This is a genomic window from Iodobacter sp. (assembly GCF_025352645.1).
Lineage (GTDB): Bacteria > Pseudomonadota > Gammaproteobacteria > Burkholderiales > Chitinibacteraceae > Iodobacter.
Map to the genome: position 1 here is coordinate 1 of NZ_JANXSO010000108.1, position 17,523 is coordinate 17,523.

Consider the following 17,523-nt stretch of genomic DNA (forward strand, 5'->3'; position numbering starts at 1 on the left):
TAAGAAACTGACAGTGCCAGGTGGTAGCACGGTAATGGACGCAGCCAATTCGGTTGGCGTGCATATCCCGCATTTCTGCTATCACAAAAAGCTGTCTATTGCCGCAAACTGCCGTATGTGCCTTGTTCAGGTTGAGAAAGCGCCTAAGCCTTTGCCAGCCTGTGCAACCCCCGTCACTGACGGGATGAAAGTCTGGACCCACTCTGATCAGGCCGTGAAGGCGCAGCAGGGGGTGATGGAATTCTTACTGATTAATCACCCGCTGGATTGCCCGATTTGCGATCAAGGTGGCGAATGCCAGCTGCAAGATCTTGCGGTTGGCTACGGTCAGTCCGGTTCGCGTTACACAGAAGAAAAGCGTGTTGTGGTTAATAAAGACCTAGGCCCGTTGATTTCTACTGATATGACGCGTTGCATCCATTGCAGCCGCTGTGTTCGCTTTACCGAAGAAATTGCTGGCTTCCAAGAGCTGGGTATGGCGGGCCGCGGTGAATTTACCGAAGTCATGTCCTTTGTTGGCAAGGCGGTTAAGTCAGAAATTTCCGGTAATGTGATTGATCTTTGCCCAGTTGGCGCGTTGACTAGCAAGCCGTTCCGCTACTCCGCCCGCACATGGGAATTATCGCGCCGTAAATCGGTAAGCCCGCACGATGGTTTGGGTTCCAACCTAGTTGTGCAGGTAAAAAACAACAAAGTAATGCGTGTATTGCCGCTGGAAAACGAAGCCATTAATGAATGCTGGCTGAGTGATCGTGATCGCTTCTCTTACGAAGCGCTAAATAGTAGCGAGCGTCTGCAAAAGCCAATGATTAAGCAGGGCGGTGTTTGGCAAGTTACTGACTGGCAAACTGCGCTTGAATACGTAGCCAATGGCCTGAAGCAAGTGGTGTCAGATCACGGCGCTGCCTCTGTTGCTGCTGTGGCAACGCCCCACAGCACGGTTGAAGAGCTGTTTATCCTGCGTAAACTTATGGCAGGCTTAGGTGTAGATAACGTCGAAACTCGCTTACGTAACGCAGACTTTAGCCTGAATACGACCGGCGCTACTTGGTTAGGCCAATCGATTGTTGATTTGGCTGCTTCTGAAGCGGTGCTGGTGATTGGCTCATCATTACGCCAAGAGCAACCTTTGCTGGCACAACGCTTGCGTCAATCAGTGAAGAAAGGCATGAAGCTTTCTTTGGTGAATGTGCATAGCGATGATTTGCTGACTAAAGTAGCCGCGCAAGCTGTTGTTCGACCTGATCAGCTGGTTGAAGGCGTGCTGGCCGTTATTAAGGCCGTGGTTGAAGCGGATAGCAGCAAGACTATTCCTACGCATATCGATTTGGCTGGCGTTGAAGTCACTGACGCAGCGCGCGCTATTGCCGCAACGCTAACGGGTAAATCAGCCGTATTGCTAGGCAATATCGCAACGCATAATCCACGCGCTGCAGAGCTTTACGCTGCAGCTGCTGCATTGGCTGAGCTAACTGGCGCAACGCTGGGTGTGATGAGTGAAGCGGCTAATACCGTGGGTGCTCAGCTGATCGGTGCAACGGTTGGCGGCAATGTCTTCGCCACACCGAAAAAAGCGTATGTACTGTTAAACGCTGAAACCGAGTTTGATACACACAACGGCCAAGAAGCACTGGCGGCAGTGAAGTCCGCTGAAATGGTTGTCGTGATGTCAGCCTTCAATAGCTGCGCACTAGATTTTGCTGATGTGATTCTGCCGATCTCACCGTTCTCTGAAACATCGGGCACATTTGTGAATATGGAAGGCAAGCCGCAAAGCTTTAACGGCGTAGTGCGGCCACTTGGCGAGACTCGCCCAGCTTGGAAAGTATTCCGCGTCTTAGGCAATGTGCTTAGCTTTAATGGCTTTGATTACGAATCGTCAGAACAGATTCGTGATGAAGCCCTTGCTGGCGATACAGCCGCTCGCCTCAACAACGCACCGGCTGCTGCCGTTGCCGTTAAGGCTCGCGCTGCTAGTGGCCTAGTTCGCTTAGGCGAAGTGCCTATGTATCAGGCAGACAGCTTGGTTCGCCGTGCGCAAAGCTTACAAGCAAGCACCGCTGTTCCTGCGCTAAAAGCCAATGCGGCAACGCTGTCGGCATTGGGCTTGGCTGTGAATGATCTAGCAAAAGTTGAGCAGGGCGGTGCAACTGTTTCCTTGTTTGCTGAGCTGGATAACGGCCTCGCAGACCATGTGATTCGTGTGGTAGCTAGCCATTCCGCGACGCGAGAGCTTGCTGGCATGTATAGCAGCCTGTCGGTTTCTAAAGCTTAAAGGGCGCCCCATATGGAAATGTTACAAGGGTTGTTCGGCGCAGAGATCGCATTTGTCCTCTGGACCTTACTGAAGATCGTTTGCATTGTTGCGCCTTTAATGGGCGCGGTGGCTTACCTGACTCTGGCCGAACGTAAAGTCATTGGTTATATGCAGATTCGTATCGGCCCAAATCGGGTCGGTCCGTTTGGTCTGCTGCAGCCGATTGCTGACGGTGTAAAGCTGCTACTGAAAGAAATTATTTCTCCATCAGCGGCCAGTACCGGTCTGTTTTTTTTAGCGCCGATTATGGTTCTGGTACCGGCACTGGCGGCTTGGGCCGTAGTGCCGTTTTATCCAGGCTATGTTTTATCGGATGTAAACGTGGGCTTGCTCTACGTGATGGCCATTACTTCAATGGGCGTTTACGGCGTGATTCTGGCGGGCTGGGCATCTAATTCTAAGTACGCCTTTTTGGGTGCGATGCGCGCTGCGGCTCAGGTGATCTCTTACGAGCTGGCTATGGGTTTTGCTCTAGTTGGCGTGATGATGGTTTCGGGCAGCTTAAATATGACCGAAATCGTTAATCAGCAGGGCCAAGGTATGGCAGGTGGTTCTATTCTGTCTTGGAACTTGATTCCGCTGCTGCCTTTGTTCGTGATCTACTTTATTTCTGGTGTGGCTGAAACCAACCGCGCACCGTTTGATGTGACCGAAGGCGAATCAGAAATTGTTGCGGGTCATATGGTCGAATATTCGGGCATGAGCTTTGCACTGTTCTTCTTGGCCGAATACGCCAATATGATTTTGATTTCAGCCATGACTTCAATCATGTTCCTTGGCGGTTGGTTAAGCCCGTTCCCTGCAAGCTGGGGCATTTTGGGCGCACCGTCGGTACTGTGGTGGGTATTAAAAGTAGCCTTTATGCTGTTCTGCTTCTTGTGGTTCCGCGCTACTTTCCCTCGCTATCGTTACGATCAGCTGATGCGTTTGGGTTGGAAGATTTTTATTCCAGTGACCTTGATTTGGATTGTGGTAGTGGGCGCTTGGATGCAAACGCCGCTGTCTCTCTGGAAATAAACAGGACCGACAATGGAAAAGATTGCTTATTTCTTTAAAACGTTCTTGCTCGTGGAATTGGTAAAAGGTCTGATGCTGACCGGTCGCCATATGTTCCAGACCAAGATCACAGTGCAGTTTCCGGAAGAAAAAACACCGTATAGCCCGCGTTTTCGCGGCCTGCACGCGCAACGCCGCTACGCCAATGGCGAAGAGCGTTGCATCGCCTGTAAGCTTTGCGAGGCAGTTTGCCCAGCTCAGGCGATTGTGATTGAGTCTGATAAGCGTGAGGACGGCACACGCCGCACCACACGCTATGACATCGACCTGACCAAGTGCATTTTCTGTGGTTTTTGTGAAGAAGCGTGCCCAGTGGATGCCATCGTGGAAACGCATATTCTTGAATATCACGGCGAAAAACGGGGCGATCTCTACTACACCAAGCCGATGTTGCTGGCTGTTGGTGATAAGTACGAGAGCGAAATTGCAGAACGCAAAGCGCAAGACGCTAAGTACCGTTAAGGGGTGGACATGACACAAGCTCTATTTTGTTTCTTCGCCTTAGTGCTCTTGATTTCTGCACTTGGCGTTGTGACTACTAAAAACCCAGTACAAGCCGCACTGCTGTTGATTTTGTCTTTCTTTACCGCCGCCATGCTGTGGATGCTAATGAAGGCCGAGTTCCTCGCTGTATCCTTGGTGCTGATTTATGTGGGCGCCGTTATGGTGCTGTTCCTGTTTGTGGTGATGATGCTGGATATCAACTTTGAGGAGCTGCGTAAAGGCTTCTGGAAGTTCGCCCCAATTGCAGGTTTGGTAGCCGGAACTATGCTGCTGGAAATGGTACTAGTGATTACGCATGGTGCAAGCCAGCTGAATGGCGCTGCTATCATTGATCATCCAGCGGGTTACAGCAATGTGCATGAATTGGGCCGTTTGATTTATACCCAGTACTTCTTGCCATTCCAGCTTGCTTCGGTGATTTTGTTGGTGGGTATGATTGCCGCCATTGGCCTGACGCTGCGTAAGCGTAAGAGCAGCAAATATATTAATCCGGGTGATCAAGTTCGTGTGAAAGCCAGTGATCGTTTGCGCATCGTTAAGATGGCCACAACCGTGAAAGAGCTGGCAGAAGTTCCTGCCAGCGACGATAAACCAGCAGCCTAAGGGGAAGATATTTCATGCTTGAGTTGACGCATTATCTTGTACTGGCGGCTTGTTTATTTGCCATCAGTATTTTCGGTATCTTTATGAACCGCAAAAACCTCATCGTACTGTTAATGGCGATTGAGTTGATGTTGCTTGCGGTGAATATGAATTTCATTGCTTTTTCGCAGTTTTTGGGCGATTCAGCAGGGCAGATTTTCGTGTTCTTTATCTTGACGGTGGCCGCGGCTGAAGCTGCAATCGGGCTGGCGATCCTGATTGTGTTATTCCGCAATCTACGATCGATCAACGTCGAAGATCTCGACAGCCTGAAGGGTTAAGGGGACTGGATTACAAATGGATATGAAAACGATTTATCTCTTAATCCCGCTGGCTCCCCTGTTTGGAGCGCTGGTCGCAGGCCTGTTTGGCTGGGCGATCGGGCGGCGAGCCTCACATATCGTCACGATTGGCGGTGTTACTGCTTCGTTTCTGATGTCGGCTTATGTTTTAAACCACTTGGTTTCAGGTGGCGATAATTTTAACGGTACGGTTTACACTTGGCTGACCGTTAATGGCGTTGATTTTAACGTTGGTTTCTTGGTCGATAAGCTCACCGCAATGATGATGTGTGTGGTGACTTTTGTATCCTTGATGGTGCATATCTACACCATCGGTTATATGTCGGAAGACCCTGGTTATCAGCGTTTCTTTAGTTATATCTCGTTGTTTACCTTCTCAATGCTGATGCTGGTGATGGCGAATAACTTCGTTCAGCTGTTCTTTGGTTGGGAAGCGGTGGGTTTGGTTTCTTACCTCTTGATCGGTTTCTGGTTTAAAAAGCCAACGGCAACTTTCGCCAATATGAAGGCTTTCTTGATCAACCGCGTGGGTGACTTTGGTTTCCTACTCGGGATTGGCTTGGTACTGGCTTACTTTGGCTCGCTCGATTACGTCGATGTATTTGCCAAAGCGCCTGAGCTGAAAGACGCCACCATTAGCTTGTTCCCGAATGTGACTTGGTCCTTGATGTCAGTGACTTGCATCTTGCTGTTTATCGGCGCGATGGGTAAATCGGCTCAGTTCCCGCTACATGTTTGGTTGCCTGATTCGATGGAAGGCCCAACACCGATTTCCGCGCTGATTCACGCAGCAACGATGGTGACGGCAGGTATCTTTATGGTGGCGCGCATGTCGCCATTATTTGAGCTATCAGATACTGCGCTGAATTTTGTGATGGTGATTGGCTCGATCACTGCGCTGTTTATGGGTTTCCTTGGGATTATCCAAAACGATATCAAGCGCGTAGTGGCTTATTCAACATTGTCACAGCTGGGTTATATGACGGTTGCCTTAGGTGCGTCGGCTTACTCGGTGGCGGTATTCCACCTGATGACGCACGCATTCTTTAAAGCACTGCTGTTCTTGGCTGCAGGTTCAGTGATTATTGGTATGCATCACGATCAAGACATCCGCAGGATGGGTGGCTTGCGTAAATACATGCCGATTACCTGGATTACTTCTTTGATTGGCTCCTTGGCATTGATCGGCACGCCGTTCTTGTCGGGTTTCTATTCTAAAGATTCGATTATTGAAGCAGTTGCTGCATCTAATCTGCCGGGTGCGGGCTTTGCGTACTTCGCTGTAGTGGCGGGCGTATTTGTAACGGCTTTCTATTCTTTCCGTATGTACTTCTTGGTATTCCACGGTGAAGAGCGTTTCGGTAAAGCGCACGATCATGGTCATGATGCGGCTCACGCGGATGATCATGGTCATGATGATCATCATGGCTTGGCTCCTGGCCACAAACCTCATGAAACACCTTGGGTTGTGACTTTGCCGTTGGTGATGTTGGCGATTCCATCTTTGGCGATTGGTTACTTTGCCATCGAGCCTATGCTCTACGGTGATTTCTTCAAGGGCGTGATTACGGTTAATCACGAAGCACATCCTGCGATGGAAGTGCTGAAAGAAGAGTTCCATAGCGCAGCGGCAATGGGTATTCATTCCTTAATGAGCATGCCATTTTGGCTAGCCCTAGCGGGTGTAGTGATGTCTTGGTACTTCTATTTAGTGAAGCCAAGTATCCCTGCGGCACTGGATCGCTTCTTTACTTCTATCGGCATCAAGAAATTGCTGGACGAGAAGTACTACATGGATCACCTGTATATCAATGGTTTTGCTGCAGGTGGCCGTGTTCTTGGTACGCTGTTTTGGAAAGTCGGTGACACTTTTATCATCGATGGTTTACTCGTCAATGGTACGGCTAAGCTGGTTGGCTTGATTTCAGCAACGGCGCGTAAATTGCAAACGGGTTATATCTACCACTACGCTTTTGCCATGATTATCGGTGCAATTGGTCTGATGACATGGTGGATTGCTGGCCTGCTGGCCTAAAGCCGGCATCTTGCCGGGAATCGGGGGGGAAGGTCTTAAGTAGATCGAATCCCCCTTACGAATTAAATTAACAAGTAGGTTGACTATGACGGGTAATCTTCTAAGCCTCGCGATCTGGCTGCCGATCGTGGCGGGCCTTGTAGTACTCGCGACAGGCGGGGACAAAAACGCCACGGCGGCGCGCTGGTTGGCGCTGGTCGGCGCTTTGCTAAGTTTCTTGGTAACCATACCGCTCTTTACGCAATTTGAGTCTTTGCATGGCGGCATGCAGTTCGAAGAACTAAAGCCTTGGATCGCTTCTTTTAATATCAACTACCATCTTGGGGTTGATGGCATTTCGATGCTGTTTGTGATTTTAAATAGCTTTGTCACCCTGATGGTTATCCTCGCGGGTTGGCAAGTTATTGAAAAGCGTACCGCGCAATATATGGCCGCTTTCCTGATTATGTCGGGCTTGATCAATGGTGCATTTGCCGCCATGGATGCCATCTTGTTCTACGTATTCTTTGAAGCCATGCTGATCCCTATGTACCTGATCATTGGTATTTGGGGCGGCCCGCGCCGTGTGTATGCGTCGATTAAGTTTTTCTTGTACACCTTGCTCGGTTCTTTGTTGACGCTGGTTGGCTTTATCTACCTGTATCAAAAAACCGGCGGTAGTTTTGAAATTGCTGATTTCCAGCGTTTGCCGCTTGATATGTCAGCACAAACGTATCTGCTGATTGCCTTCTTCTTTGCCTTTGCCGTGAAAGTGCCTATGTGGCCTGTTCACACATGGTTGCCGGATGCCCACGTTGAAGCACCTACCGGTGGTTCGATGGTGTTGGCGGCGATTACCCTGAAGCTGGGTGCTTATGGCTTCTTGCGATTTGCTCTGCCGATTGCCCCAGATGCCGCGCGTGAATACGCATGGGTGTTTGTGGCTTTGTCCTTGGTGGCGGTGATTTACATCGGTTTAGTGGCACTTGTGCAAACCGATATGAAAAAGCTGGTGGCTTATTCTTCGATCTCGCATATGGGTTTTGTAACACTGGGCTTCTTTATGTTTGCCGGTGGCACGCAAATGAACCAGTACGCGGTTGAAGGCGCTTTATTGCAAATGATCTCGCACGGCTTTGTTTCTGCTGCGATGTTCTTCTGTATCGGTGTGATGTACGACCGAGTGCATAGCCGCAAGATCGCCGATTACGGCGGCGTGGCTAATAAGATGCCGATCTTCGCTAGCTTTATGATGCTGTTTGCAATGGCCAACTCGGGTCTGCCTGGTACGTCTGGTTTTGCCGGTGAATTTATGGTGATTCTGGGTGCGGTACAAGTGAACTTCTGGTACGCCTTTGCGGGTGCAACAACCTTGATCTTTGGTGCAGCGTATACCCTGTGGATGTACAAACGGGTGTTATTCGGTGAAGTTGCCAATGATCATGTTGAGCATCTGAAAGACGTTAACTCGCGTGAATTCCTGATCCTTGCTGTGTTAGCCGTTGCCGTGCTGGGCATGGGTCTGTATCCGAAGCCATTTGTGGATGTGATGCATGTGTCGGTTAATGATTTGATCTGGCATGTTTCACAAAGCAAATTGCACTGATTCGCGATAGTCGGGGATTTGTCGATTAATCCCCGATTTTATCCAGAGGTAGAGCATACCTTCGGACCACCATACTATTATTTGATAGGGTTGAATAATGACCTGGACCAGCCTTAATGCTTGGGTGGCAATGCCGGAAATCTTCCTGCTATGTGCCAGCTGTGCGGTACTTCTAATTGATCTGTTTGTCAGTGATGCCAAGCGCCACATTACTTATGTGCTAACACTGCTCGTGTTGGCCATTACGGCTTTCCTTGTTGTGAATGGCTATCAGCCCTCACCACGTCTGGCCTTTAATGGCTTGTTTATTAGTGATCCAATCGCTGATTTCGCCAAGATGGGTATGATCTTAGGTGTGGCGCTGGTACTGATTTATGGCCGCGATTACAGCATCGTGCGTGGATTATTCCGTGGCGAACTGTTTACTCTGACGCTGTTTGCCTTGGCAGGCATGATGATCATGGCCTCTAGCGTTAATTTCTTAACGCTGTATATGGGCCTTGAGTTGCTGTCGTTGTCCTTGTACGCCTTGGTGGCATTGCAGCGTGATTCAGTGCAATCCACAGAAGCTGCCATGAAGTATTTTATTCTTGGGGCTTTGGCTTCGGGGATGCTGCTTTACGGGATGTCGATGATTTACGGCGCAACTGCCTCGCTCGATATCTTTGTGATTGCACATAAGATTGCCAGCGGCGAAGCAAATCGCATGTTAGCGGCCTTTGGCTTGGTGTTCTTGGTAACCGGTATTGGCTTTAAGTTAGGTGCTGTACCGTTCCATATGTGGGTGCCTGATGTTTACGAAGGCGCACCAACGCCAGTGACTCAGTTGATTGGTTCTGCTCCTAAGTTAGCGGCCTTTGTATTTGTGATTCGCTTGCTGGCTCAAGGCATGGAAGGCTACGCCTTTGATTGGCGCGGTATGTTGGTGGTGTTGTCGGTACTCTCGATGGGTATTGGTAATCTGACTGCGATCGCTCAAACCAGTATGAAACGTATGATGGCCTATTCCACCATCTCGCATATGGGCTTCTTGCTCTTAGGCATCTTGGTCGCTAGCCCGATTGGTTACGCTGCATCGTTTTTCTACGCCATGGTTTATGTACTGACTGCCGCAGCCGGTTTCGGTATGGTGATGTTACTGTCCCGTGAAGGCTTTGAAGCCGATAAAATTGATGACTTCAAAGGCCTTGCCACTCGCAGCCCTTGGTTTGCGTGCATGATGATGTTTGTGATGTTTTCTATGGCAGGTATTCCGGTCTTTATTGGTTTCTTTGCCAAGTTGTCGGTATTACAGGCCGTTGTTAATCTAGGCTATGTCTGGTTGGCGGTATTGGCGGTGATCTTCTCGCTGATCGGCGCTTTCTACTATCTGCGCATCGTTAAAATTATGTACTTTGACGAAGCTACAGATACCGGACCGATTGTTGCTGGCTTGGATACTAAGCTGGTGTTATCCGTAAACTGCCTGTTATTACTGGTATTGGGCCTGATGCCAGATCGCCTGATGGCGGTATTGTCACAAGCCGTCACTTCATCGCTCGTGCCAATGTAATGAATAATGTGTACTTGCTGTGCGGGTTGGCATTTATTGCTGCCAACCTGCCTTTCTTTTTTGAGCGTATCATTTTTTGCATTCCGGCAAAAAAGGTAAAGGGCTTTCACTGGCGTTTATTAGAGCTGGTACTGCTTTATATTGCGCTGGGTTTATTGGCAAGATTACTGGAGGGACGTCTTTCTCCGGTGCATGCCCAGAGCTGGCCTTTCTTTGCCACGACTTTTGCGATGTTTATCGTATTTGCTTGGCCTGGGTTTGTCTGGTGTTATTTCTGGCGCAAACCAGGTATTTAATAAGAAAAGCCCAACTGCTGTTGGGCTTTTTTGTGTTTAAAATATGTTTGCTGATCCGCCATAAAGAGGTGAACCTATGCAGAAATTGAGCGCGGTCTTATTTATGTTATGTACTACGCTGGCGACGGCGAATGATCTTTTGTCAGCACTCAAAAAGGAAATGGGCCAAGCCAGCTGTGAGCAGGATACGCAGTGCCGAGTACTCGCTCTGGGGCTTAAATCTTGTGGCGGGCCAGAGTTTTACTGGCCATGGTCTGTGGCAGAAGGCAAGGCGGACAAGATTGCTTTCTTAGCTAAAAAATACAATGATGAGAGAGCGGAGCAGATTAAAAGTAGTGGTGAGTTGTCTGATTGCCGCTTAGTGAGCCGCCCAGCCGTAGTATGCAGTAAGAAGCAATGCGTATTACATGGTGAAAGTGCTTATTAAAAAGTAGCAAAAAAAGCAGATAAAAAAACGGCGAACTCAGGTTCGCCGTTTTGCTTTGTCAGCTTAAAATTTATATACCAGCACCCACAGCGCGTGTGACTGATGCTGCTGTTGGTAGTGGGTCATTGGTTTCTACCATTAGCGCGGTATTAGTCTGTGATACACCATCAATCAGGTAAGCAACGCTGCCAAGATAGCGTTTACCAACTGGCAGATTTTTCCAGCTAAACCCTACAGAGGCAGTACCGCCTACGTAGATTTTGCTTGGAGCCAGTGCTTTAAACTCACCACCGGCATCGCCAGAGTTAATAATCCAGCTAGATAAGGTGTAGCTACTGTTACCACCCTTAACCCCATAACCTACTATGCAAGCCTTGTAGTTACCGGCAGGCAGATTAAATAACTGCACTGTTTCGTTAGAACCATCGCTGCCGCTAGCACCTACTTTGACGCCCGCAGCGTTCATGACCAGTAAATCTAAGTCATCTTCACCACCGTGCTGAGTGTCTGAGTTATAGAGAGCAAAACGGCTAACAAGGTTGTTGGTCGGAACGCTGAAGTTATGGACTTTAACGCCAGCGGTGCTCGTACCCGCCGTGCATTCCAGTACACCGTCTTTTGCGCCGGAATCAGTAGCAATGGCACCGCTGCTCAGTGTTGCTTCTTTTAGGCCGCCTTTAGTCAAGGTCAGTTTGCCATCGCTGCCGGTGGCAATCGTAATGACCTTGCTGCCTGACGCTTCTTCGCTGCTGAGCTGTGAAACCGCAGCTAGCAGGCTAGCCTTCGCTGTTAGAGGAGAACGCACGGTATGTGTGCCATCTGACCAAACCAGAGCGCCGTACTGATAAACGTTTCTTGGCGCAGTAGTGCGGCTCAGCGTTACCGTAAAGGATTTGCTCTCACCCGGGGCTAGGCTCAGTGTTGCTGGTGAGACTGCGGCAGTAAAGCCGCTGATTGCTGCTTGTGCGGTATAAATGGAGGCACGATCGCTTACATTGGTCACCGTCCGGGTAAAGGTAAATTTACCGAGAACATTGGCGGTGGTTAATGAAGGTACATTCAGATTGTAAGGCTGAATGCTGCCGATCACACTGCATTTAGCTGGGCTTAGCTGATTTTGCCCGCAAAGGTAGCGGTCATAATCAATTGCACTGACGTCATAGACTAAGCCAGGATCAGCGGCAACATTAGGGTTTACATGCCCTGCACCTTGAGCCCATGGCAACAAGCCATTTTGCAGGCCAGGTTGCCCGTCATTCAGCGTGGTGTATGCGCTAGTCATCAGGGCAGATTTAATTGCCGCAGGCGACCATGTAGGGTGCAGCTGATGCAGTAGTGCGCCAAGACCTGCCACGTGTGGGCTAGACATCGACGTGCCTTGCATAGATTGCCATTCAGTCGGAGCTGCCGCGCCATTGGCCACCTGATTACGCTGCTCTTCTGTAAGCAAAGGGCGTGATGCGGCAAGAATATCAACGCCAGGCGCGGTTAGATCGGGCTTAAGCACATTTGCATCCGCACGGTTTGGGCCGCGTGATGAAAAATCTGCCATAAGCGGTGCATTACCTGATGAAGCTGTAATTGATTTGCTAAATACCGCTTGAGCCGCATCACTGGCTGCAGCGGCATAGGCTTTTGCCGTTACGCCATCGGCAGCACTCAGATGTACTGTAGGAATCACGTGTGAAAATGCGGTAATAGTTGCTGAGCCACCTGCTACGTTGGCGAGCAGCATACCTGCGCCACCCGCGCTTTGTACGGCAGTACTTTTGTTAACGAGTGCCGTTGAGCCGCGATCGCACAACACGATTTTCCCAGCAACTTTGGCAGGGTCAAGCTTTGCGTCGGCAGGTACAGCATCTGCATCGCCATAGCAGCGGTCGAGTGCTGTTTTGCTGGCAGGAGATAGGCTGGCGTAGTCGGTCACACCGGCATTTTTAGCAATAATTAAGTTTGCTGTTAGCGGGGCTGGGTTAACCGAGCCGCCTTTAAGAACCTTACTGCCAAGCGTAACGGTGCTTTCTTGTACGCGGTCGTGGGTTGATGCCGCAACGGTAGTTAACCATGGGCCGATATGCGCCACCATATTGGCGGGCCCGCTATTGCCAGCAGATGCAGCCACAAAGACACCTGCATTGGTTGCCGCTAAAAAGGCTAAGTCAACGGGATCATTCAGCTGCTCACCACCGCTGATTGAGTAGTTCAATACATTCACACCATCGCTCACTGCCGCTTCGATCGCCTTAATGCTATCGCCGCCATAGCAGTTGTTTTTTCCGGCAGCAAGAATAGGGTCGTTAGATGTCCAGCATACTTTGTAGGTAGCAAGGCGCGCGCGCGGTGCAATGCCTGATAGGTAACCAATGGATGCGCCGCCAATTGTTCCGGCTACTTTGCCATTCCCACCTGCGGTTGAAGCGGTATGTGAGCCGTGGCTATCGCTGTCACGTGGAGAGTTGTAGTCGCTCCAGTGCGGTACTTTTGCGCCACTGTTAACCAGCGCTTCGTACTGTGCTCTGAATTTTTTTGCACCAATCAGCTTGTTATTACAATTAGCTGCAGCAAAACCTTCACCATTTTCGCAAGAGCCTTTCCACGATGCAGGTGGCGCGCCATAAACCTGGTTGCCGTTGGCATCATGTGTGGCCTCACCATTGGCATTCACGCGATCGGCAAAGGAAGGATCTTCTGGCCATACACCGGTGTCAATCACACCGATAATAATGTTTTCACCAGCACTGCCAGCGCCATTGAGCTGTGACCAAAGGCCTGAACCAGGTTTATCTAAGCCTAAGAATTTAGGTGTGTAGTTAGTTTGGATACTGCGTGGCTGATCAAGTGTAATTGCCACAACATCGGCGCTGTTTTTAAGCTTTCTAACTTCAGCGTCGGTCAGCATGGCAGAGAAGCCATTGAAAACAACCTGATAGTTATGCACAACTGGTGCATTCGCTATAGTGGCAAGCACATTATTTTGTTTGGTTTCGATATAGTTGATATAAGCCTGCACATCGTAGGCATTAATATCAAGCAACTGGCCTGCCGCTGGTTTTGTGGCTTTTAAGCCACTAATGTCACCGGTGTAGGAAGCCGCTGGTTTGTCTGCTAGCTGAATAATATACGGCAGGCGTGCTTCATCTGCAGAGGCAAAGCTTGCCGCTCCGGCGCTCAGCAAAGCGACGATGGCTAAATTGATAATGCTGCGCTTCATCATGATGCAATCCCTGCAGAGTTGTTCTGAGCTTTGTGTTTACGGCGCACCACCATGCTGATACTTGCTAGACCCAGTGCCATCAGCAGCCATTCAGCAGGTTCAGGAACGGCGGTAACATTAATATTATCCAGCCCGAATTGAGCTTGGTTATTACTAAAGGGAACGCATTCACCCGTGGTGGTAGTGAGGCATGCCGCAAAACTGATTTCCTTAAAGACACGGTTGTTTGCGGTGTATTTAAAATCACTAAAAGACCATTTTCCACTGGCATTTTGGCCAGGCAATGTGAAGCTATCGCTAAAGGTTTCTCCGCCAAGACCTTTGCCATAGACAATTAAATTAGCAACAGTAAAGGGAATACCTGCACTCAGTGGAGCTGCAAAGCTGCTGGAAAAACTACTCAGCTTAAAACCATATTGGCTGGAAATACTCAGTCCGCCATCATTTAGGCCAAGGTAGTAAGGGGTGTTATTGCCAGCTGGGCAATCAAGAACCGCGCAGCTGCTGCTGGTGGCAATCGCGCCTGCTAGCCCATCACCCAGCACTTTTAAACTGAACTGCGGGTCTGCATGGATTAAATCTCCGCCTTCAAAAACATCACCTTTTAATGTATCAAAATTAATCAGCGATGCTTGAGCAGCAGGCATGGCCAAGCCAATGGCAGCGGTAAGCAGTGCCATCTTGAGTGATTTCTTCATATAACTCCCTGTGTATCTCTTGGATTGGAATGAACAGCGTAGGGTGCTCAAAACTCAGACATAAAAACTACATGCCAACAGGTATGGGTTTTTTGCCCGATTATTTTTATAAGGAGAGAAGTGTTTGAAACGACTTACATTGCTTTTTTATGTAGTAAGCTGTGTGAATAATAACAAATAATGCCAGCGCGTCCAGATGTTGTGAGCATAAGCTATTAATTTGTCTCTCTTTTGCAGCAGTCTTATCTAGTCCTTGCCCAAGATCTGCATATTTCCATGGCTGACCATGTTGATGTAATTGTTTGAAATAACAGAATAAATCTAAAGTGAAGTATTTTTTTGATGCCGATTACATAAATTGCATGTGGCGAGGTGGGCTATAGCTGTTTAGCTTTGGCTCAGATTTTACGGCTGAAATTTAAATTTTTGCTTGTGTGGGGGGCAGAATTAATCTAGAATCCGCTCTCTCTGATCTTGCTGAACAAGCAAATTAGTTAAAAGCGCTAGGGTTGTAGCTCAGTTGGTTAGAGCGTTTGGTCGACATCCAAGAGGTCGTGAGTTCGAATCTCACCAACCCTACCAAAAAAATTCAATAGGTATGATTGTGAAGTTTAAGTCATATCTGCATCAGATGGAGTTAAGCCCCATGGATCGAACTAGCACCACTGCAGAGTAATTCTAGCGGCGAGTGCGTGGGGCTTGATTTATAAAAAGTGCGGCGTAAGCCGCACTTTTTTTTCGTTCATTTTTTACGGCTTCTGTTACTCTTTTAGAAAGCATTTCAACCCTTCTATTAACGCGCAGCACAGGACAAACTATGCCTATCGTGACCCTGCCAGACGGCTCTGAACGACAATTCGACGCCCCGCTTACCGTGGGTGATGTAGCTGCTAGTATCGGTGCGGGTCTTGCGCGCGCCGCTTTGGCTGGGAAGGTGGATGGCACCTTGGTCGACACCAGTTACTTGATCGATAAAGACGTTCAGCTCGCCATTATTACCGATAAAGATAGCGACGGCTTAGAGGTGATTCGTCACTCTACCGCTCACTTGCTGGCTCATGCGGTAAAGCAGCTGTTCCCTGACGCTCAAGTCACCATCGGCCCTGTGATTGAGAACGGCTTCTATTACGACTTCGCTTATAAACGCCCATTTACTCCTGAAGATTTGCTCGCAATCGAAAAGAAAATGAGTGAATTGGCTAAAAAGGATATCCCTGTTGAGCGTTATGAGTTGTCTCGTGATGATGCAGTGGCTTACTTTAAATCCATTGGCGAGGCTTATAAGGCTGAAATTATCGAGTCAATTCCTGCCGATCAAGCACTGAGCTTGTATCGCGAAGGTGATTTCACTGACCTTTGCCGTGGCCCGCATGTGCCATCTACAGCTAAGTTAAAAGTATTTAAACTAATGAAGGTGGCGGGCGCTTACTGGCGTGGCGATAGTAAAAATGAAATGCTGACCCGCATCTATGGCACTGCATGGGCTAAAAAAGATGAGCTAGAGCAGTACTTGCATATGTTGGAAGAGTCAGAAAAGCGCGATCACCGTAAAATCGGCAAGCAGCTTGATTTGTTTCATATGCAAGAAGAAGCTCCAGGTATGGTGTTTTGGCACCCTAAGGGCTGGGCGCTGTGGCAGACGATTGAACAATATATGCGTAAGAAGCTTGATCAGCATGGCTATCAGGAAATTCGTACCCCGATGGTGATGGATCGCTCCTTGTGGGAGAAGTCTGGCCACTGGGAAAACTACCACGATGCAATGTTCACTACAGAGTCAGAAAAACGCGATTACGCGGTAAAACCGATGAATTGCCCAGGACATATTCAAGTCTTTAATCAAGGCCTGCGCTCCTATCGTGATTTGCCACTACGTTTCTCTGAATTTGGCTCTTGCCATCGTAATGAGCCATCGGGCTCCTTGCACGGCATTATGCGCGTGCGCGGCTTTGTGCAAGATGACGCACATATTTTCTGTACTGAAGAGCAAGTGCAGTCAGAAGCCGCATCATTTATTGATTTGCTGCAAGAGGTCTATGCTGACTTTGGCTTTAATGAAATTTTGGTGAAGCTTTCCACTCGTCCGGAAAAACGTGTTGGCACAGAAGAAAGCTGGGATCATGCCGAGGCTGCATTGGCCGCTGCACTTGATTCTAAAGGCTTGGCTTTCGAGTATCAGCCAGGTGAAGGTGCATTTTATGGCCCCAAAATTGAATTTTCATTAAAAGATTGTCTAGGTCGAGTGTGGCAATGTGGTACTTTACAGATCGATCCTAATTTGCCTGAGCGTTTAGGTGCTGAGTATGTTGGGGTTGATAACGCAAAACACCGTCCTTTGATGCTGCACCGCGCAGTATTAGGCTCGATGGAGCGTTTTATTGGTATTCTTATCGAAAATCACGCTGGTGCTTTCCCTGTTTGGCTAGCACCAACGCAGCTTGTGGTACTGAATATTTCGGATGCACAGCGTGAATATGCCGTAGAAGTGACCGAAAAACTCAAGTCTCTTGGTTTTAGAGCTCAAGCGGACTTGAGAAATGAGAAGATTACCTATAAAATTCGGGAGCATAGCCTGCAACGTCTTCCTTATCAGCTAATTGTTGGTGATAAAGAGAAAGAGGCAGGCCTAGTGGCCGTGCGTAGCCGTACTGGTGAAGACTTAGGGCAGTTAACGATTGAAGCGCTCGTTGAGCGTCTAAAATCAGAAATGCCTCAGCTTTAACCTATGGCCGTCGCACGGTTTTGATTTTGAACGACTTGGAGAATCACAATAGCTTCTCAGGATAAAGAACCACGGATTAACGGTGAAATCACCGCCCGTGAGTTACGTTTGCAGGGTGTGGATGGCGAGCAGCTTGGTATCGTCAGCCTTTCCGAGGCTTTGGCTCTGGCCGA

Annotated in this window: 13 protein-coding genes, 1 tRNA gene and 1 pseudogene; 13 read left to right on the top strand and 2 right to left on the bottom strand. The window is 48.9% G+C overall.

What is annotated here, in order from left to right:
- From nuoG to Q0R17_RS12560, 10 genes are all read left to right on the top strand, one after another.
- A partial coding sequence (nuoG, locus tag Q0R17_RS12515; protein WP_293935634.1) for an NADH-quinone oxidoreductase subunit NuoG occupies nucleotides 1-2,275 on the top strand: 2,275 nt, incomplete at its 5' end.
- A 12-nt stretch (nucleotides 2,276-2,287) separates the two neighbouring features.
- Complete coding sequence (gene nuoH, locus Q0R17_RS12520; RefSeq protein WP_293935635.1) at nucleotides 2,288-3,334, top strand: NADH-quinone oxidoreductase subunit NuoH; 1,047 nt, start codon at nucleotides 2,288-2,290, stop codon at nucleotides 3,332-3,334.
- Between the two features lie 12 nt (nucleotides 3,335-3,346).
- Nucleotides 3,347-3,835, top strand: coding sequence for an NADH-quinone oxidoreductase subunit NuoI (gene nuoI, locus Q0R17_RS12525; RefSeq protein WP_046352280.1), 489 nt, complete (start codon nucleotides 3,347-3,349; stop codon nucleotides 3,833-3,835).
- Between the two features lie 9 nt (nucleotides 3,836-3,844).
- Nucleotides 3,845-4,480, top strand: coding sequence for an NADH-quinone oxidoreductase subunit J (locus Q0R17_RS12530; protein WP_293935636.1), 636 nt, complete (start codon nucleotides 3,845-3,847; stop codon nucleotides 4,478-4,480).
- Between the two features lie 14 nt (nucleotides 4,481-4,494).
- On the top strand, nucleotides 4,495-4,800 hold the full coding sequence (gene nuoK, locus Q0R17_RS12535; RefSeq protein ID WP_099398500.1) for an NADH-quinone oxidoreductase subunit NuoK: 306 nt from the start codon (nucleotides 4,495-4,497) through the stop codon (nucleotides 4,798-4,800).
- Between the two features lie 16 nt (nucleotides 4,801-4,816).
- Entirely contained in the window at nucleotides 4,817-6,856 is a 2,040-nt protein-coding gene (nuoL, locus tag Q0R17_RS12540; protein WP_293935637.1) for an NADH-quinone oxidoreductase subunit L, read from the top strand.
- Nucleotides 6,857-6,941: 85 nt separating this feature from the next.
- On the top strand, nucleotides 6,942-8,441 hold the full coding sequence (locus Q0R17_RS12545) for an NADH-quinone oxidoreductase subunit M (RefSeq protein ID WP_293935638.1): 1,500 nt from the start codon (nucleotides 6,942-6,944) through the stop codon (nucleotides 8,439-8,441).
- Nucleotides 8,442-8,538: 97 nt separating this feature from the next.
- Nucleotides 8,539-9,993: an NADH-quinone oxidoreductase subunit NuoN gene (gene nuoN / locus Q0R17_RS12550; protein WP_293935639.1), complete on the top strand. Its 1,455-nt coding sequence runs from the start codon at nucleotides 8,539-8,541 to the stop codon at nucleotides 9,991-9,993.
- Nucleotides 9,993-10,289, top strand: coding sequence for a DUF2818 family protein (locus tag Q0R17_RS12555; protein WP_293935640.1), 297 nt, complete (start codon nucleotides 9,993-9,995; stop codon nucleotides 10,287-10,289). Before nuoN ends, Q0R17_RS12555 begins: the two co-directional genes overlap by 1 nt.
- A 76-nt stretch (nucleotides 10,290-10,365) precedes the next feature.
- Entirely contained in the window at nucleotides 10,366-10,716 is a 351-nt protein-coding gene (locus tag Q0R17_RS12560) for a hypothetical protein (protein ID WP_293935641.1), read from the top strand.
- A gap of 70 nt (nucleotides 10,717-10,786) precedes the next feature.
- On the opposite strand, the gene Q0R17_RS12565 is transcribed toward Q0R17_RS12560, so the two are convergent.
- Nucleotides 10,787-13,930 (bottom strand): S8 family peptidase, encoded by a 3,144-nt coding sequence (locus Q0R17_RS12565; RefSeq protein WP_293935642.1) that lies wholly within the window; start codon nucleotides 13,928-13,930, stop codon nucleotides 10,787-10,789.
- Entirely contained in the window at nucleotides 13,927-14,628 is a 702-nt protein-coding gene (locus tag Q0R17_RS12570; RefSeq protein WP_293935643.1) for an NF038120 family PEP-CTERM protein, read from the bottom strand. The genes Q0R17_RS12565 and Q0R17_RS12570 overlap by 4 nt, the downstream gene beginning before the upstream one ends.
- 505 nt (nucleotides 14,629-15,133) lie before the next feature.
- Between Q0R17_RS12570 and Q0R17_RS12575 the strand changes: the two genes are divergently transcribed.
- The 3 genes and pseudogenes from Q0R17_RS12575 to Q0R17_RS12585 all read left to right on the top strand — a co-directional run.
- Nucleotides 15,134-15,210 (top strand) — tRNA-Val (locus Q0R17_RS12575).
- 235 nt (nucleotides 15,211-15,445) lie between these two features.
- Nucleotides 15,446-17,350, top strand: a complete 1,905-nt coding sequence (gene thrS, locus Q0R17_RS12580; protein ID WP_293935644.1) for a threonine--tRNA ligase — start codon at nucleotides 15,446-15,448, stop codon at nucleotides 17,348-17,350.
- Between the two features lie 87 nt (nucleotides 17,351-17,437).
- Nucleotides 17,438-17,523, top strand: a pseudogene (locus Q0R17_RS12585) (translation initiation factor IF-3); the annotation flags it as partial.